Genomic DNA, 18,666 nt, shown 5'->3' with positions numbered 1-18,666 from the left:
ACCACTCAATAGGCCGAGTGTCAGCTCGCCTGCTCTTGATCTTGATCCACCGGCGACGTCGGAAGGCTGAGTGGAGGGATTGATCCGGGCGTGGGAGCGCAGCGACCGTACGACGCAGTCGTACACAGCGAGTGTAGGTGCAGCGAAGCAAACCGGAGCCGCTGCGCCCGGATCAGTCCCGCAGCGAAGGAACCCGAGCCTGCGAGGGCCGAACGCAGGAGCAAGCCTTTTCGGTTACCTTTTTGGCGTTTGAAAAAGGTGACCCGCCGTAAGGGCGGAACCGCAATCCGCAACACTCGCAGAAACGGATATACACTCAAAACCCAAGAGCCTGGTCGGCCCAAAGGCCGCCAAGGTGCCACCAATCGAAACACCCAGTTGCACCAAGTAAAACTCCCCAATCCCTGCCCCAATCCACCCCACCAAAGCCCACCCCGAAAACCCCTCAACCCCGCCCATCCCCAAGGGTATAAATAAGTAACACCAAGCCCCACCCCAGCGCACCCGACACCTCCACCGCACCATTTCAGTGCCCCGAATGCACCGCAAAAACCACCCGCAAACGGTCAAATGCGTCAAAAGTTATACGGATGCGACATTAAGGTACGTTCGTGCCACCGTTTAACGCCGCCGACCGCTCTGGATCTTGCATTGGGTATGGGGCCTGCATAAGTATCCGCAGGCACGACTCACGAGGTCGTACCTCACAACTAAAAAATGACAACAAATCATGAGGCCAACATGCTTAAACACGCGGTCATTCCGTTTCTAGTCGGCGCAGGCTTGTTAGCCTCCGCACCTTTCGCCACCGCTGCGACTAACCTGGTGTTCTGCTCCGAAGGGAGCCCGGCCGGTTTTGATCCAGGCCAATACACCACCGGAACCGACTTCGACGCCTCAGCCGAAACCATGTTCAACCGCCTGACCCAGTTCGAGCGCGGCGGCACCGCCGTGATTCCTGGCCTGGCGACCAAGTGGGACATTTCCGATGATGGCCTGACTTACACCTTCCACCTGCGTGAAGGCGTCAAGTTCCACACCACCCCGTATTTCAAGCCGACTCGTGAGTTCAACGCCGACGACGTGCTGTTCACCTTCAATCGCATGATTAACAAGGATGACCCGTTCCGTAAGGCGTACCCGACCGAATTCCCGTACTTCACCGACATGGGGATGGACACCAACATCACCAAGATCGATAAAGTCGACGACCACACCGTCAAGTTCACCCTGAAAGAAGTCGACGCCGCGTTCATCCAGAACATGGCCATGAGCTTCGCTTCCGTGCAGTCCGCCGAATACGCGGCCCAACTGCTCAAGGATGGCAAAGCCGCCGACATCAACCAGAAGCCGATCGGCACTGGCCCGTTCGTATTCAAGAGCTACCAGAAAGACTCGAACATCCGTTACACCGGCAACAAGGACTACTGGAAACCTGAAGACGTGAAGATCGACAACCTGATCTTCGCCATCACCACCGACCCGTCAGTGCGTATCCAGAAGCTGAAAAAGAACGAGTGCCAGGTCACCCTGTTCCCGCGTCCGGCCGATCTGAAAGCGCTGAAAGAAGACAAGTCGCTGAAGATGCCGGATCAGGCCGGCTTCAACCTGGGCTACATCGCCTACAACGTGATGGACAAGGTCAAGGGCAGCAACGAGGCCAACCCGCTGGCTGACCTGCGCGTGCGTCAGGCGCTGGACATGGCCGTGAACAAGCCGCAGATCATCGATTCGGTTTACCAGGGCGCGGGCCAACTGGCCGTCAACGCGATGCCGCCGACCCAGTGGTCCTACGACACCACCATCAAGGATGCCAAGTACGATCCTGAGAAAGCCAAACAGCTGCTCAAGGAAGCCGGCGTCAAGGAAGGTACCGAGATCGTCCTGTGGGCGATGCCGGTGCAGCGTCCGTACAACCCGAACGCCAAACTGATGGCTGAAATGCTCCAGTCCGACTGGGCCAAGATCGGCTTGAAAGTGAAGATCACCAGCTACGAGTGGGGCGAGTACATCAAGCGCTCCAAAGGTGGCGAGAACCAGGCCATGATCATTGGCTGGAGCGGTGACAATGGTGATCCGGACAACTGGCTCAACGTTCTGTTCGGCTGCGACTCGCTGAGCGGCAACAACTTCTCCAAGTGGTGCGACAAGAAGTTCGACGGCCTGGTGAAAGAAGCCAAACGCACTACCGACCAGGGCAAGCGCACCGAGCTGTACAAACAGGCGCAACACGTCCTCAAAGATGCAGTTCCAATGACACCTATCGCTCACTCGACGGTGTATCAACCCATGCGCGCCAACGTGCAGGATTTCAAGATCAGCCCATTTGGCCTGAATTCCTTCTACGGCGTCAGCGTCAGCAAGTAAGACATTGCAACGGCGGCGTTTCTGACGTCGCCGTTGCTTTATCTACCGGGAAAAAAGGAAAAGGCCTACACCCAAATCCGCCGCAGATGATTGCTTCGGTATAGGCGCGTCGACTTTTCCTACGAGCATTAAGGCAATTACGTATTTACTGCCAGAGGCACGGTGCCTACCGTCGCGTACTGACCAGTGTCTGCGTGGGCCACCGGTTTTGCCGTACGTATTTGGATTGAGCTCAATGCGACCAGAAAGTCCCGGGATCGGGATCCAGGTGCATTGCATAACACTAAAAAAAGAGGGAGCGTCATGCGCCATACCTTGGTTTTTTCCGCACTGTTGGGCGCCGGCCTGTTGGCCGCCACGTCTGCAAGCTACGCCGCCAGCGACAGCCTGGTGTTCTGCTCGGAAGGCAGCCCGGCGGGTTTCGATACCGCGCAATACACGACGGCCACCGACAACGACGCCGCCGAGCCGCTGTACAACCGCCTGGTGGAGTTCGAAAAAGGCGCGACCAATGTCGTACCCGGTCTGGCAACCAAGTGGGACATTTCCGAAGATGGCCTGAAATACACCTTTCACCTGCGTGAAGGCGTGAAATTTCACACAACCCCTTACTTCAAGCCGAGCCGCGATTTTAACGCCGACGACGTGCTGTTCACGTTCAATCGCATGCTCGATGCGCAACAGCCGTTCCGCAAGGCCTATCCCACCGAGTTTCCGTACTTCAACGGGATGAGCCTGAACAAGAACATCGCCAAGGTCGAGAAGACCGGGCCGCTGACCGTGGAGTTCACGCTCAACAGTGTTGACGCCGCGTTCATCCAGAACATCGCCATGAGCTTCGCCGCCATTCTGTCTGCCGAATACGCCGACAAGCTGCTGGCCGACGGCAAGCCGAGCGACATCAATCAGAAGCCGATCGGCACCGGGCCGTTCGTGTTCAAGAGCTACCAGAAAGACTCGAACATCCGTTACACCGGTAACCCGCAGTACTGGGATCCGAGCCGGGTCAAGCTGAAGAACCTGATTTTCGCGATCAACACCGACGCGTCGGTACGTGTGCAGAAGCTCAAGGCCAACGAGTGCCAGATCACCCTGCACCCGCGTCCTGCCGATGTTGAAGCGCTGAAGGCCGACCCGAAACTGCAACTGATTTCCAAGCCAGGCTTCAACCTCGGCTACATCGCCTACAACGTGCGCCACAAGCCGTTCGATCAACTGGAAGTGCGTCAGGCGCTGGACATGGCGGTGAATAAACAGGGAATTCTCAACGCTGTTTATCAAGGCGCCGGCCAACTGGCCGTCAACGCCATGCCACCGACCCAGTGGTCCTACGACGACACCATCAAGGACGCCGCCTACAACCCGGAAAAAGCCAAGGAACTGCTCAAGGCTGCCGGCGTGAAAGAAGGCACCGAGATCACCCTGTGGGCAATGCCGGTGCAGCGTCCGTACAACCCGAACGCCAAACTGATGGCCGAAATGCTCCAGTCCGACTGGGCCAAGATCGGTCTGAAAGTGAAGATCGTCAGCTACGAATGGGGCGAGTACATCAAGCGCACCAAGAACGGCGAGCACGACGTCAGCCTGATTGGCTGGACCGGTGACAACGGGGATCCGGACAACTGGCTGGGCACGCTGTACAGCTGTGACGCCATCGGCGGCAACAACTACTCCATGTGGTGCGATCCGGCTTACGACAAGCTGATCAAACAGGCCAAGGTCGTCACCGACCGCGACCAGCGCACCGTGCTTTATAAACAGGCCCAGCAATTGCTTAAACAGCAAGTGCCGATCACGCCTGTCGCCCACTCGACGGTCAACCAGCCGTTAAGCACCCGGGTTGAAGGATTCAAAGTCAGCCCTTTCGGCCGCAACGTGTTCTCGGGTGTCAGTATCGATTAAACCAACCGATTAGCCGCAATGCTGAGGGGAGCCGTCTACTCCCCTCACGCAAGCGCTTTGCCTAAATTCGCCAATCCGGCTTTTTGCAAACGTTTGCGATGTGTGAACGAGTTCTAAACCAATAACCGGCATACCAAAAAAAGCCGGGATAAAAAGAAAGTAAAGGAGCTTCACCCATGAAACTGAGCAGCACCGCGATACTGGCCCTGGCCATCAGCAGCATCACCGCCACGGCTTATGCGGAAACCCAGAGCCAGGCGTTCACCCCGGTGACCGTCAACACCAAGAGCGCCCAGGCTGAGGCCACTGGGTTCGTCGAAGGACAGTCGATCACCGGTACGACACGTAACTGGTACGCCAACGAGCAACTGAAGCGCGGCGGCAAATTCTCCTATAAAAAAAATGGTTCTCCGGCCGAAACTGACCGTCGGATCAACTGGGTGCAAGGGACCATCGTCAAGTACAACTCGGGTTTCACCGAGGGCACTGTAGGTATCAGCACCGAAGTTGCGGCATATAACGCAATTGCGCTTGAACGTGATCGTGAAAATCTGGCTTCCGGAAATGGCGGCGCCCCAAAGACGGGCGTGGGATCGGGTAACAACCGCACCCTGACGCACAAGAATAACGGTGAAGCCGTAGATCAGTGGAGCAAGGTAGGCCTTGCCAACATCAAGGCGCGCGTTTCCAACACCACTCTGACTGCCGGTCGTATGAGCTTCAGCAGCCCGCAGGTCGACGTGATCGGCAACCGTGCACTGCCTTCGAGCTTCGAGGGTGTCTCCCTGCACAGTGAAGAGTTGAACAATCTGTCCTTCGACTTGGCCACTTTTGATCGCGTCTCGCCACGATCGGAACAAAGCCTGCAGAAATTCCGCGCCGAGTATGCCAACGGCCGTGTCGAATCCGACAAGGTCAACACCGCCGGTATCAGCTATCAGCCGCTCGAAAGTCTGAAAACCAGTCTATGGGGCACGCAAGTTGAAGATCTGTGGAACCAGTACTACTTCGGCGCCACCCATGAACTGGGTGACAGCAGCGTCCTCGCCCTGACTACCGGTTTCAACTACTACAAAACCGTCGACGAAGGTAAGAAGCTGCTGGGCGACATCGACAACGACACCTACTCGCTGTCGTTCGGACTGACCCACCAAGCGCATAACCTGACCTTCTCCTACCAGCAAGTAAACGGTAACGAGTACTTCGATTACCTGCACGAGACTAACGGTATCTACCTAGCCAACTCCCTGCTGTCGGACTTCAACGGCCCGAACGAGAAATCCTTCCAGGTTTCATACGCCATCAATATGGCCGAGTACGGTGTGCCGGGCCTGAAATTCAACATCTATCAAGCTCGCGGCTGGGGAATCGATGGCACGCACTACAACGGCAACAAAGGCGTTGAAGGCAAAGGCTACGACGGCATCCAGGAACAGGATGGCGAGCACCACTATGAATACGGCATCGGTGCGACCTATGCGGTACAAAGCGGTCCTCTGAAAGCCACCACGATTCGCGGCACCTACACAGCCCACCGTGCGAGCGAGTTCCAATCGGACGGCAGCATCAACGAGTTCCGCCTCGTAACCACCATCCCGTTCAACATTCTGTAAAAACGCCAACCGACGGCTGACTCATGATGAGTCGGCCGTTCGGTTTTCTGTCTTCAACCGATTGCAGAGGGTTATCGATGAAAATGCTTCCCCTACGTGCGGCCATCGCGGCTGCGTTGCTGAGTGTCGCTGTCGGCGCCTCGGCCAAACCCTTGGTGGTCTGCACCGAAGCCAGCCCGGAAGGCTTCGATATGGTCCAGTACACAACTGCAGTCACGGCGGACGCTGTGGCCGAAACCATCTTCAATCGCCTGGCCGATTTCAAGCCCGGCACCACCGAAGTGATCCCGGCGCTCGCCGAGTCCTGGGACATCAGCGAAGACGGCCTGACCTACACGTTCCACCTGCGCAAAGGCGTCAAGTTTCACACCACCGAATATTTCAAGCCGACCCGCAACATGAATGCCGACGACGTGGTCTGGAGCTTCCAGCGTCAGCTGGACCCGAATCACCCGTGGCACAAACTGTCGAGCGTAGGCTTCCCGTACTTTGAAAGCATGGGCTTCAAGGAACTGCTCAAAAGCGTAGAAAAAGTCGACGACAACACGGTCAAGTTCACCCTGACCCGTCGCGAAGCGCCGTTCCTGGCCGACATCGCCATGGCGTTCTCGTCGATCTACCCGGCCGAGTACGCCGACCAGTTGCTCAAGGCCAACAAGACCGGCGATCTTAACAACAAGCCGATCGGCACCGGCCCGTTTATCTTCCAGCGCTACGCCAAGGATGCGCAGGTGCGCTTCAAGGCCAACCCGGATTATTTCCGTGGCAAGCCACCGGCCGACGCGTTGATCCTGGCGATCGCCACCGACAACAACGTGCGCCTGCAAAAGCTCAAGGCCAACGAGTGCCAGGTCGCGCTGTATCCGAAACCGGATGACATCCCGAGCATCAAGAAAGACAGCAACCTGAAAGTCGACGAGCTGGACGCGATGACCGTTTCGTACATCGCCATGAACACCCAGCACAAGTACATGAGCGACGTACGCGTGCGCAAAGCCATCGACATCGCGTTCGACAAGGAAGCCTACGTCAACGCGCTGTTCGGCAAGGGCAACGCGTCGGTGGCGGTCAACCCGTACCCGCCGACCCTGCTCGGCTACAACCATGATCTGAAAAACCCGCCACGCGACCTCGACAAGGCACGCGCCCTGCTCAAGGACGCCGGGGTTCCGGAAGGCACCACTTTCACACTGTTCACCCGCAACGGCGGCGGTCCGACCAACCCCAACCCGATGCTCGGTGCGCAGATGATGCAGGCTGACCTGGCGAAAGTCGGGATCAAGATCGACATCCGCGTGATGGAATGGGGTGAAATGCTCAAGCGCGCCAAGGCCGGCGAGCACGACATGGTCTCGGCCGGATGGGCGGGCGACAACGGCGACCCGGATAACTTCCTGACGCCTATGCTCAGTTGCGAGGCCGCCAAGAACGGCGAAAACTACGCACGCTGGTGCAACGAGAAATTCCAGGCACTGCTGGATGAAGCGCGGGCTAAAGTAGATCCGGCCGAACGCGCCGCGCTCTACGAACAGGCTCAAGTGCTGTTTAATCAGGACCAGCCATGGATCAGCATGGCCCATACTCGGATGTTCACTGCAATGCGCAACAATGTAGAGGGCTACCACATCAGCCCTCTCACCACTAATAACTTCGCCACCACCCAGGTGAAGTAGATAAGAAACGCCCGGCGTCCCTTACCTGAGGGACGCCGGACACGCCTAACCGGCTGATGAGGTACCACACAAGATGTTTAGTTTTATTGCCCGCCGACTGGGGTTGTTGATCCCCACGTTTTTCGGCATCACCTTGCTGACTTTCGCGTTGATTCGCATGATTCCGGGCGACCCCGTGGAAGTGATGATGGGCGAACGTCGGGTCGACCCCGAAATGCACGCTCAGGCAATGGAACGCCTGGGGCTGAACAAGCCGCTGTATGCCCAGTATCTGGACTACATCGGCAAACTGGCCCAGGGCGATCTCGGTGAGTCGTTGCGTACCCGTGAAAGCGTGTGGACCGAGTTCACCTCTCTTTTCCCGGCGACCCTGGAACTGTCCATGGCCGCCCTGCTGTTCGCTGGCATCCTCGGGCTTCTGGCCGGGGTGATCGCGGCACTCAAACGAGGATCGCTGTTCGACCACGGGGTGATGGGCATCTCCCTCGCGGGCTATTCGATGCCGATCTTCTGGTGGGGCCTGATCCTGATCATGTTCTTCTCGGTGAGCCTGGGCTGGACCCCGGTCTCCGGGCGCATCGACCTGCTGTATGACATCGAGCCGAAAACCGGCTTCATGCTGATCGACACGCTGCTGGCCGATGACGTCGGCGCGTTCTTCGACGCTCTGCATCACCTGATCCTGCCGGCCATTGTGCTCGGTACCATTCCGCTGGCGGTAATCGCGCGGATGACCCGTTCGTCGATGCTCGAAGTGCTGCGCGAAGACTACATCCGCACCGCCAAGGCCAAAGGCCTGTCGCCGTCGCGCGTGGTGTTCGTGCACGGTCTGCGCAATGCGCTGATTCCGGTGCTGACCGTGGTCGGCCTGCAGGTCGGCACGCTGCTGGCCGGTGCGGTCCTGACCGAAACCATCTTCTCCTGGCCCGGCATCGGTAAATGGCTGATCGAAGCCATCGGCGCCCGAGACTATCCGGTGGTGCAAAACGGCATCCTGTTAATCGCCTGCCTGGTGATTCTGGTCAACTTCGTGGTGGACATCCTCTACGGCTTTGCCAACCCACGCATCCGTCATCAGCGCTGAGGTCAATACCCATGAGCACTCCAACATCCTCAGTAGCCACCGCCACGTCCGCCGTGGATCAGAGCCTGCTGTACCCGTCGCCGTACAAAGAATTCTGGCAAGCGTTCTCGAAGAACAAGGGCGCCGTTGCCGGCCTGCTGTTCATGCTGCTGATCATCTTCTGCGCGATCTTCGCGCCGTGGGTCGCGCCGCATAATCCGAGCGAGCAATACCGTGACTTCCTGCTGACGCCGCCGGCGTGGCTCGAAGGCGGGCAGATGCAGTTCCTGCTCGGCACCGATGAACTCGGCCGTGACCTGCTGTCGCGTCTGATCCAGGGTTCGCGCCTGTCGCTGCTGATCGGCTTGTCGTCGGTGGTGATGTCGCTGATTCCGGGGATCCTGCTGGGTCTGTTTGCCGGTTTCTTCCCGAAAGTGGTCGGCCCGACCATCATGCGTCTGATGGACATCATGCTGGCCCTGCCGTCGCTGCTGCTGGCCGTGGCAATCGTCGCCATCCTCGGCCCTGGCCTGATCAACACCGTGATCGCGATTGCCGTGGTTTCCCTGCCGTCCTACGTGCGTCTGACCCGTGCCGCCGTCATGGGCGAACTGAACCGCGACTACGTCACCGCCGCGCGTCTGGCCGGTGCCGGTCTGCCGCGCCTGATGTTCATCACCGTGCTGCCCAACTGCATGGCGCCGCTGATCGTGCAGGCAACCCTGAGCTTCTCTTCGGCGATTCTCGATGCCGCCGCACTGGGCTTCCTCGGCCTCGGCGTACAACCGCCAACCCCTGAGTGGGGCACCATGCTGGCCTCGGCCCGCGACTACATCGAACGCGCCTGGTGGGTGGTGAGCCTGCCTGGTCTGACCATTTTGCTCAGCGTGCTGGCAATCAACTTGATGGGCGACGGCCTGCGCGATGCGCTGGACCCGAAACTCAAGAACGCCGCCTGAGGAGATTCAAATGTCACTGTTAGAAATCAAGAATCTCAACGTCCGCTTCGGCGACAAGACCGCGACTCCGGTGGTCGACGGCCTCGACCTGAAAGTCGACAAAGGCGAAGTATTGGCCATCGTTGGCGAGTCGGGTTCGGGTAAATCCGTGACCATGATGGCGCTGATGGGCCTGATCGAGCACCCCGGCATCGTCACCGCTGACTCGCTCAGCTTCGACGGCAAGGACATGCTCAAGCTGAGCAATCGTCAGCGTCGGCAGATCGTCGGCAAAGACCTGTCGATGGTCTTCCAGGACCCGATGACCGCGCTGAACCCGAGCTACACCGTCGGTTTCCAGATCGAGGAAGTGCTGCGCCTGCACCTGAAAATGTCCGGCAAGCAAGCGCGCAAGCGTGCCATCGAACTGCTGGAAAAGGTCGAGATCCCGGGCGCCGCCAGCCGCATGGACGCCTACCCGCATCAACTGTCTGGCGGTATGAGCCAGCGCGTCGCGATCGCCATGGCGATTGCCGGCGAGCCGAAACTGTTGATCGCCGACGAACCGACCACGGCGCTGGACGTAACGATTCAGGCGCAGATCATGGATCTGCTGCTGGCGTTGCAGAAAGAGCAGAACATGGGCCTGGTGCTCATCACTCACGACCTCGCGGTCGTGGCTGAAACGGCCCAGCGCGTCTGCGTGATGTATGCCGGCCAGGCCGTGGAAGTCGGTCAGGTGCCGCAACTGTTCGACATCCCGGCGCACCCGTACAGCGAAGCGCTGCTCAAGGCGATTCCCGAGCACAGCCTCGGCGCCTCACGCCTGTCGACCCTGCCGGGCATCGTCCCGGGCCGCTACGACCGTCCGCAGGGGTGCCTGCTGTCGCCGCGCTGCCCGTACGTGCAGGACAACTGCCGCACCCAGCGTCCGGGCCTTGATCCGAAAGCCAACAGCCTCGCCCGCTGCTTCTACCCGCTGAACCAGGAGGTGGCGTAATGGCCGTCGTACTTACCGCCCGCGACCTGACCCGTCACTACGAAGTCTCCCGTGGCCTGTTCAAGGGCCACGCCACCGTGCGCGCGCTTAACGGCGTGTCGTTCGAACTGGAAGCCGGCAAGACCCTCGCCGTAGTGGGTGAGTCGGGCTGCGGCAAATCCACTCTCGCCCGCGCCCTGACGCTGATTGAAGAGCCGTCATCGGGCTCGCTGCAGATCGCCGGCCAGGAAGTCGCCGGCGCCGACAAGGCCGAGCGCAAGCAACTGCGCAAAGACGTGCAGATGGTGTTTCAGAGCCCGTATGCGTCGTTGAACCCACGGCAGAAAATCGGTGATCAACTGGCCGAGCCGCTGCTGATCAACACCAAGCTGTCGGCCACCGAACGTCGCGAGAAAGTCCAGGCGATGATGAAGCAGGTCGGCTTGCGGCCCGAGCATTACCAGCGCTATCCGCACATGTTCTCCGGCGGTCAGCGCCAGCGTATCGCTCTGGCGCGGGCAATGATGCTGCAACCGAAAGTGCTGGTCGCGGACGAACCGACTTCGGCACTGGACGTATCGATTCAGGCCCAAGTGCTGAACCTGTTCATGGATTTGCAGCAGGAGTTCAACACCGCCTACGTGTTCATCTCGCACAACCTCGCGGTGGTCCAGCACGTGGCCGATGACGTGATGGTGATGTACCTCGGCCGCCCGGTGGAATTGGGTCCGAAGAACGACATCTACGAACGCCCGCTGCACCCTTACACCCAGGCGCTGCTGTCGGCGACCCCGACCATCCACCCGGACCCGAACAAGCCGAAAATCAAAATCGTCGGCGAACTGCCCAACCCGCTGAACCCGCCACCGGGCTGTGCTTTCCACAAGCGCTGCCCGTACGCGACCGAACGCTGCAGCACGGAAGAACCGCTGTTGCGTGAGCTGGATAATCGGCAGGTGGCCTGCCACTACGCCGAGCAGTTTCTCGACGGCGCGGCGTAGGCCCACGAAATATCTCATGTGGGAGCGAGCCTGCTCGCGAAGGCGTCATTTCGGTCAACATCATCGGTGACTGATTAACCGCTTTCGCGAGCAGGCTCGCTCCCACAGGGAATTCGTGTTGATTCAAGAGTTCACGCGATAACAAAACCCCTTCCACCTCCATTGCGCATCAGTCGAGGCAGAAGGGGTTTTTCTTTGGCCGGCGATCTATGTCTGGCTATCGCCTTCGTCACCCGGATCATCGGTGTCCGGCTCGTCGGTCGTCGAGTCATCATCTTCGGCGCTGCCACCCTGATTCATATCCCCCGGCTCCGACTCGGATTTGGCCAGCATCAGCCCGCTATGCCCGACCTGCCCATTGAACGCCTGAGATTCGTGATCCTCGCACTCGGCCCACGCCGTTGCGGTGCCGAGGGATAGCATCACCATCACTTTCAACAACATCAAAACCCGTAGCAATCTGCTTTTCATGGCCGACTCCATCCTGTTGCGCTAAGACATGCTTGCCGGACTGGCTCCGTGTGAAATCTAGTTGCGATCCGACCGGCTCACCACCTAGGACGCGACCGCGCAGGCAGAAATGCCATCGACCGCCAGATTGCTTTCGAATAACCCCGATAACCGAATCAGCTAAGCGCCGCGCGTGGCCTGCCAGGTCAGTGGAATGGAAATCAGCACCAGCAGCGCGCTCATCAACCAGACACTGTGCCCGCCAAACTGGCCATACAGCTGACCGCTGAGCACCGGCGACAACAGCGCGCTGGCACTCCAGCTCATGAAGAACAGCCCGAAGTACTGACCGCTCTTGCCGCTCTGCGCAAAGTGCATCGCCAGCACATTCAGTGGAGGCATGAACAGCGCCTCGCCTAGCGTCCAGATCAGCGTCGACAGACAGACAAAAGCCAAGCCGGAACCGAACGGCAACATGCCCAGCCCACAGGCCAACAGGACACTGCCAACGAGCATCTGCCAACGCGAGCCCCAACGCTCGACCGCGTGCGATAGCGGGATTTGTAAAGCGATCACCAACAGCGCATTGAGCCCGAACTGCCAGCCGATCGCCTCTGTGCTAAGGTGGTAGTAATCACGCAGATAATTGCCCAGCGTGCTGTAGACCGTGTCGAACGCAATGCCGAGCACGGCCGTCGCCGCCAGCAGCCAGAGGAACGGCTTGTCGCGAAGCGGCACGCTCGAGCCATCGGTGGATTCGTCTCCAACCACCAGCACCGGCCGCCGCCACGTTGTGCGCACGAACCACAGCAACGCCAGCATCGTCATCGCTGCACTGGCAAAAAACACCCAACGAAAATCCGCCTGCGCCAACACCCCACCCGCCACCCCGGCAGCGGCCATGCCCAGATTACGCGCGACCCGACTAAGGGCCTGCGCACGCGAGCGTTGCGCGACTTGGCAATACTCCATGATCAACCGCTGATGCAACGTCCGAATCGCCCCATCGATGACACCGCTAAGCAATAGCAAACCGGCGAGCCAAGGCACCTGCGTCACCAGCCCCAACAGCATCAACACCCACACCGAAACGAAAAACAGCGCCGCCGTCAGCCGCGCCGTGCGCACGTGATCACTGAGCCAGCCACCGAGCATCGAACCGACCAACAACCCCCCGCCATAGGCCGACAGCAACCAGCCGACGGTTTCAATCGCCAGCCCCAGTTCCTGACGCAAGTACAACGCCATGAAGAGTTTGACCATGGCGCTGAGGCGGTTGATGAACAATAGAGCCGCGAGGACCCAGGCCATGGGGGTGAAATAGCCTTTAAGAAGCAACAGGGGATTCAGCCGACTTGTCACTCCATTGACCTCTTCGAACGACTTGCAGGGATTGAAACACTAACGATCAACACGGCGGTTGTCGCACACCTGCACACCAAAACCAGGAAAAAAAGGATTCGCCCTACAACCTGCTGTAGGACATGCCGCAGGCTGAGAACTTTTGACCTTGCTTTTCAAGCTCGCACTCTCCAACAGCCGAGCTGGATTGATTGCATCAAACAGAAAATCGTCGGCTCGCAGATCGCCTTCGCGAGCAGGCTCACTCCCACAATTGGAGTGGGGACGACCTCAAGAAACAGGCCGGCTGTCAGGCCGCCATCGCGAGCAGGCTCACTCCTACAATTTGACCGCGTACCTCCTCAGAAACAGGCCGGCTGTCAGGCCGCTTTCGCGAGCAGGCTCGCTCCCACAATTGGATTGGGGACGACCTCAAGAAACAGGCCGGCTGTCAGGCCGCTTTCGCAAGCACGCTCGCTCCCACAAAAAAGCAAAGCAGCGCAGCTGCACGCGGCAAAGCCGCCCCACTCAAAACAATGAGCGCAAGCTCGAGTGCCTTTGATCTTGCTTTTGATCCACGGGCGACGTCGGAAGGCTGAGTGGAGGGATTGATCCGGGCGAGGGAGCGCAGCGACCGTTCGACGAAGTCGAACACAGCGGAAGGAGGTGCAGCGAAGCAAACCGTAGCCGCTGCGCCCGGATCAGTCCCGGAGCGAAGGAACCCGAGCCTGCGAGGGCCGAACGCAGGAGCAAGCCTTTTCGGTTACCTTTTCGGCGTTTGGAAAAGGTGACTCGCCGTAAGGGCGAAACCGCCAGCCGCAGCCCCCGCAGCAACGGATATTCACCCAAAACCCCAACAGCCTGGTCGGCCCAAAGGCCGCCAAGACCAAAACCGGCAGCCCATAAAAAAGCCCCCAAGGCCTACACCTCAGGGGCTTTCAATGATGCTCACGCGTCGCGCGGAATAAAGTGATCGGCTCATATGAGCACTCGACCTTGTATTCCTCTTTCAAACGGCTGGCGACCACATTGAACTGCAGCACAGGCGCGACGCTGAGCATGATGTCGTTGCTGCGCTCCGGGAAGAACCCCTGCGTCGCGCCGTCTTCCGCCAACTGCTGCAGACCCTGACGCAACTGCCTGGAGACGCAACGATGTTATAAGGCATAGGCCCTGAAGTCGTTGCTGTCGCGAATCAGTAATTGCATCAGCCTGGGATGGATGAACAGCTTTTCCTTACCGACCTGCACTTCTTGCAGAACGCCAATGGCGACCAGCTCTTTGAGGTAGCGGGAGGCGGCTTGACGCTGGGCAATCTGTTTATCAACGACGTTGCTGATGCGGCAGTAGGGTTGCTCGAAAATGACGTCCACCAGCTCGCGGGAATATGTTTTTGGTAGTTGCTCTCGAACAAACTGGGTGGTGTGCTCGGACAGGCTGCGGATGGCGGCGATTTTGGCGCTGGTCCAGCGGGCGGTTTCCTCCACAGCGCTGAGCATGTAAAGCAGCCAGGGTTCCCATGCTTGCTCGCGAGTGACATCGAGCAGCAATCGATAGTACTCGGCGCGGTGCGCGATGATGTAACGGCTGAGGTAAAGGATCGGCAGGTTCAGCAAACCTTCTTGAATGAGGTACAGAGTATTGAGCACTCGTCCGGTACGGCCGTTGCCATCGGTAAACGGGTGAATCGCCTCGAACTGGTAATGCCCAACGGCCATACGCACCAGTGGATCCAGATCCGTCTCGTTGTGCAGAAAGCGTTCCCAATTAGCGAGCAGATCACGCAGGTGATCCTCACCTTCGGGAGGTGTGTAGATGATCTCACCTGTACGGTCGTTGGCTAACTGAGTACCGGGCACACGGCGTATGTCCATATCCACACCTTTGAGAGTGCGACAAATCTCGACTGCCGTACCAGTGGAAAGTGGGCGTTCGGCCAAAGACTGGAAGCCATGATGGAGAGCTTTGCGATAGCGCAGAGCTTCTTTAGTAGCGGGGTCGGCGTGATTTTCGCCATCATGGGCGTGCTGAAAGAGCAAATCCGTGGTGGTGACTATGCTTTCGATTTCGGAGCTGTCCTTCGCTTCCAGCAATGGGATGGTGTTGATTAACACCGTTTGGTTCGGAATGAGCTCGGCTGCCTGCTTCAACTCCGCAAGCGCTGTGCGGGCCTCGATGCAGCGCTTGAGCACTGCTCGAGTCTCCAGCTCTGCTTTGGGTGGTAAGGTCGGAAGCTGGTTATACGGCTTGTCCGCCGTCCAAGGAAGTGCGTGTATGGTCATGGATGAAGGGCCTGATCCTTGGGATAAACATTAAGGTAAGGACACCTGTATGCGCCCCCTTATGGCGTCAGTGTAAACATGTGCGCTCTACGTGTCGCTTTTTTGAGATTTTGACGACACGTCATGATCTCATGTCGCTGACGACGACATGTGCGCATGTCGTGTCTTCAAAATGGATTTCAAGCGACGTATTGTTCTCCAACCCAGCGCACGTTATGAAGACAGACCATGCTCGGCCCAAAAGCCAAGACCAAAACCGGCAGCCCATAAAAAAGCCCCCAAGGCCTACACCTCAGGGGCTTTCAGAAAAACACCTCAAACCTTAATGATGCTCCCGCGTCGCGCGGAATTTCACATCCGGCCAGCGCTCTTCCATCAACGCCAGATTCACCCGCGTCGGCGCCAGGTAAGTCAGGTGACCACCGCCATCCAGCGCAAGGTTCTCCACCGCCTTGTTGGAAAACTCCTCAAGCTTCTTCTTGTCGTCGCACTCGATCCAGCGCGCCGAATACACAGTGATCGGCTCATACGAGCACTCGACCTTGTATTCCTCTTTCAAGCGGCTGGCGACCACATCGAACTGCAGCACACCGACGGCGCCAAGAATGATGTCGTTGCTGCGCTCGGGGAAGAACACCTGCGTCGCGCCCTCCTCCGCCAACTGCTGCAGCCCCTGACGCAACTGCTTGGATTTCAGCGGATCACGCAGACGCACGCGACGGAACAGTTCCGGGGCGAAGTGCGGAATACCGGTGAAACCGAGGACTTCGCCTTCGCTGAAGGTGTCGCCGATCTGGATCGTTCCGTGGTTGTGCAGACCGATGATGTCGCCAGCGTAGGCTTCTTCGAGCTGTTCACGCTCGGAGGAGAAGAACGTCAGGGCGTCGCCGATGCGCACGTCCTTGCCGGTGCGCACGTGGCGCATCTTCATGCCTTTCTCGTACTTGCCGGAGCAGATACGCATGAAGGCGATGCGGTCGCGGTGTTTCGGGTCCATGTTCGCCTGGATCTTGAAGATGAAGCCCGAGAACTTCTCTTCCACCGGCTCGACGGTACGCTCATTGGCCACACGGGCCAGCGGACGCGGCGCCCAATCGACGACAGCATCGAGCACGTGGTCGACACCGAAGTTGCCCAATGCGGTACCGAAGAACACCGGGGTCAGTTGGCCGTCGAGGAATTCCTGCTGGTTGAATTCGTGACAGGCGCCCTGCACCAGTTCCAGCTGTTCGATGAAGCGCTCGTACTCATCGCCCAGGTGCGCGCGCGCCTCGTCGGAGTCGAGCTTCTCGATGATCTTGGTTTCGGTGCGCTCGTGACCGTGACCGGCGGTGTAGACGATGATGTAGTCGTCGGCCAGGTGATACACGCCCTTGAAATCGCGGTAGCAACCGATCGGCCAGGTGATCGGCGCAGCCTTGATTTTCAGAACGGCTTCGATCTCGTCGAGCAGTTCGATCGGGTCGCGAATGTCACGGTCGAGTTTGTTGATGAAGCTGACGATCGGCGTGTCACGCAGACGGCAGACGTCCATCAGCGCAATGGTCCGTGGCTCTACACCCTTACCGCCGTCGAGCACCATCAAGGCCGAGTCCACCGCTGTCAGGGTGCGGTAGGTGTCTTCGGAGAAGTCTTCGTGGCCCGGGGTGTCGAGCAGGTTGATCATGTGCTCGCGATAGGGGAACTGCATGACCGACGTGGTAATGGAAATACCCCGCTGCTTCTCCATCTCCATCCAGTCGGATGTCGCATGGCGATCGGATTTACGGGATTTCACCGTACCGGCCACTGCAATCGCCTTGCCCATCAACAGGAGCTTTTCGGTGATCGTGGTTTTACCGGCATCGGGGTGGGAAATAATGGCGAAAGTGCGGCGTTTCGCGACTTCGGCGGCCTGTTGGGTCATGGGAAATCGCCTGGCGGTGATTCAAAAAAGGGCGGCGAGTATAGCTTAAAAAGTGATCGCCGAACCACCGTCCCTCGGCCGCGCAAAACCCCGTAGGAGCTGCCGAAGGCTGCGATCTTTTGATCTTGTTTTCAGCAGCAAAGTCAAAAGATCGCAGCCTTCGGCAGCTCCAACAGGGTGGCCAAATAGTGTCTAACGTGGGAACCTTTTAAGGCACGGAGACGTCCATCCCCTGTTACGAACTTTCGTCAGGGGCTGAAAAATCAGCAAGTTAGCCTGACGAGGCTGCGCTCATGGCTCGCTTTCAGACCGCTTTGCCGGCTCTGAAAAACGGCTACTTTTCGCGAACGACGCTCCCGGCAGCCAAGGCTTGGCATGCCACACGGGACTGCGCTCGCCGACTACAAAAAAGGAGTCCGCCTGTGGCTATCCGCTATGGCAAAGGGCTGATGGGAGGTGCGGTGGTGATCGCGCTCCTGGCCCTGCTGGTCCACTGGATCGGCATCAACACGATCGAACACTACCGCGACGATTTGTTGTTTTACCTGCAAGCTCATCTGATTCTCGTCCTCGCTTCCATGCTGGCCGCCCTTGTCGTGGGCATTCCCGCCGGTATCTTCCTCAGCCGCCCGAGCATGGTCGGCCGCGCCGAACGCTTCATGCAAATCTTCAATATCGGCAATACCGTGCCACCGCTTGCCGTGCTCGCGATTGCGCTGGGCATCCTCGGCATCGGCAGTGGCCCGGCGATCTTCGCGCTGTTCCTCGCCTCGCTGTTGCCGATCGTGCGCAACACCTATGAAGGCCTGAAAAATGTTCAGGGCTCGCTGAAAGAAGCCGCTGTCGGCATCGGCATGACGCCGCGCCAAGTGCTGTGGAAAGTCGAATTGCCCAACGCCGTGCCGATCATCGTCGGTGGCGTGCGTGTCGCACTGGCGATCAACGTCGGCACTGCGCCGCTGGCGTTCCTGATCGGCGCCAACAGCCTCGGCAGCCTGATCTTCCCTGGCATCGCCCTGAACAATCAGCCACAACTGCTGCTCGGCGCCGCGTGCACCGCGCTGTTGGCGCTGTTGCTCGATGGCGTGGTCACCCTCGCCAGCCGCCTATGGCTGGAACGCGGTCTGCGCCCGTCTTAAGGCTTTGCGAAG

The 18,666-nt window shown here is 58.9% G+C and carries 13 protein-coding genes and 1 pseudogene; 9 read left to right on the top strand and 5 right to left on the bottom strand.

Annotation, left to right across the window (positions count from 1 at the left end; genetic code table 11):
- Positions 1–741: 741 nt before the first annotated feature.
- The 8 genes from AB4O45_RS17445 to AB4O45_RS17410 all read left to right on the top strand — a co-directional run bounded on the left by AB4O45_RS17445 (position 742) and on the right by AB4O45_RS17410 (position 11,536).
- Positions 742–2,367: an ABC transporter substrate-binding protein gene (locus AB4O45_RS17445; RefSeq protein WP_016771716.1), complete on the top strand. Its 1,626-nt coding sequence runs from the start codon at positions 742–744 to the stop codon at positions 2,365–2,367.
- A gap of 303 nt (positions 2,368–2,670) precedes the next feature.
- Positions 2,671–4,269: an ABC transporter substrate-binding protein gene (locus AB4O45_RS17440; RefSeq protein WP_041477956.1), complete on the top strand. Its 1,599-nt coding sequence runs from the start codon at positions 2,671–2,673 to the stop codon at positions 4,267–4,269.
- A gap of 176 nt (positions 4,270–4,445) precedes the next feature.
- Positions 4,446–5,882, top strand: coding sequence for an OprD family porin (locus AB4O45_RS17435; protein ID WP_056782911.1), 1,437 nt, complete (start codon positions 4,446–4,448; stop codon positions 5,880–5,882).
- Positions 5,883–5,959: 77 nt separating this feature from the next.
- Positions 5,960–7,555 carry an ABC transporter substrate-binding protein gene (locus tag AB4O45_RS17430; protein WP_460160368.1) on the top strand — a complete coding sequence of 532 codons (1,596 nt, stop codon included), beginning with the start codon at positions 5,960–5,962 and terminating at the stop codon, positions 7,553–7,555.
- A 73-nt stretch (positions 7,556–7,628) separates the two neighbouring features.
- Positions 7,629–8,639 (top strand): ABC transporter permease subunit, encoded by a 1,011-nt coding sequence (locus AB4O45_RS17425; protein WP_016771720.1) that lies wholly within the window; start codon positions 7,629–7,631, stop codon positions 8,637–8,639.
- A gap of 11 nt (positions 8,640–8,650) precedes the next feature.
- Positions 8,651–9,577, top strand: coding sequence for an ABC transporter permease subunit (locus AB4O45_RS17420; protein WP_016771721.1), 927 nt, complete (start codon positions 8,651–8,653; stop codon positions 9,575–9,577).
- 10 nt (positions 9,578–9,587) lie between these two features.
- A complete protein-coding gene (locus AB4O45_RS17415) occupies positions 9,588–10,556 on the top strand; it encodes an ABC transporter ATP-binding protein (protein WP_016771722.1) in 969 nt (322 codons plus the stop codon).
- A complete protein-coding gene (locus AB4O45_RS17410) occupies positions 10,556–11,536 on the top strand; it encodes a peptide ABC transporter ATP-binding protein (protein ID WP_071174376.1) in 981 nt (326 codons plus the stop codon). Before AB4O45_RS17415 ends, AB4O45_RS17410 begins: the two co-directional genes overlap by 1 nt.
- A 207-nt stretch (positions 11,537–11,743) precedes the next feature.
- Here AB4O45_RS17410 and AB4O45_RS17405 read toward each other — a convergent pair whose 3' ends face one another.
- From AB4O45_RS17405 to AB4O45_RS17385, 5 genes and pseudogenes are all read right to left on the bottom strand, one after another.
- The gene (locus AB4O45_RS17405; RefSeq protein WP_056782908.1) at positions 11,744–12,007 is read right to left on the bottom strand and encodes a hypothetical protein; all 264 of its coding nucleotides are present in this window, start codon (positions 12,005–12,007) and stop codon (positions 11,744–11,746) included.
- Positions 12,008–12,166: 159 nt separating this feature from the next.
- On the bottom strand, positions 12,167–13,348 hold the full coding sequence (locus AB4O45_RS17400) for an MFS transporter (protein ID WP_460160367.1): 1,182 nt from the start codon (positions 13,346–13,348) through the stop codon (positions 12,167–12,169).
- 935 nt (positions 13,349–14,283) lie between these two features.
- A pseudogene (prfC, locus tag AB4O45_RS17395) lies at positions 14,284–14,472 on the bottom strand (peptide chain release factor 3); the annotation flags it as partial.
- Positions 14,473–14,484: 12 nt separating this feature from the next.
- A complete protein-coding gene (gene fic, locus AB4O45_RS17390) occupies positions 14,485–15,609 on the bottom strand; it encodes a protein adenylyltransferase Fic (RefSeq protein WP_252868795.1) in 1,125 nt (374 codons plus the stop codon).
- Positions 15,610–15,931: 322 nt separating this feature from the next.
- Complete coding sequence (locus AB4O45_RS17385; RefSeq protein WP_016771727.1) at positions 15,932–17,515, bottom strand: peptide chain release factor 3; 1,584 nt, start codon at positions 17,513–17,515, stop codon at positions 15,932–15,934.
- Positions 17,516–17,964: 449 nt separating this feature from the next.
- Between AB4O45_RS17385 and AB4O45_RS17380 the strand changes: the two genes are divergently transcribed.
- Positions 17,965–18,654, top strand: coding sequence for an ABC transporter permease (locus AB4O45_RS17380; RefSeq protein WP_166554532.1), 690 nt, complete (start codon positions 17,965–17,967; stop codon positions 18,652–18,654).
- The last annotated feature ends 12 nt before the right edge of the window (positions 18,655–18,666 follow it).

The organism is Pseudomonas sp. S2_B10, assembly GCF_054668425.1.
This window is presented reverse-complemented; position numbering and strand designations above follow the sequence as displayed.